Source organism: Paraburkholderia sp. EG286B (assembly GCF_040965655.1).
Classification (GTDB): domain Bacteria; phylum Pseudomonadota; class Gammaproteobacteria; order Burkholderiales; family Burkholderiaceae; genus Paraburkholderia.
Genome location: NZ_JBFRCF010000247.1, coordinates 1 through 255, shown reverse-complemented (window position 1 = coordinate 255; position 255 = coordinate 1). Strand labels below are relative to the sequence as shown.

Genomic DNA, 255 nt, shown 5'->3' with positions numbered 1-255 from the left:
ACGTTACGAGAGCCAGATCTGGACTATTGGATCGGCACCAGCGGAAGCGGTCTGTGCGCTGTCCGGTAAGGCCATACACCGTGGCGACCCGATATTTCGCCCTCGTGTGAGTCGAACGCATAAACCAGTCAACCGCCATACGGTGATTCTGGCTTCCGCAGTAGGTTGTTTTTCTGAAGAACCATCATGTTAGGGGGCACTGGATCATGAGCGCATTGCGAAAGGTCGTGGTGGTAACCGGAGCATCGCAGGGAA

Annotated in this window: 1 protein-coding gene; it reads left to right on the top strand. The window is 55.3% G+C overall.

Annotated elements, in window-relative coordinates:
• Nucleotides 1–193: DUF3331 domain-containing protein (locus tag AB4Y42_RS44615; RefSeq protein ID WP_368697943.1), on the top strand; the 193-nt coding region annotated here is incomplete at its 5' end.
• Between the last annotated feature and the right edge of the window lie 62 nt (nucleotides 194–255).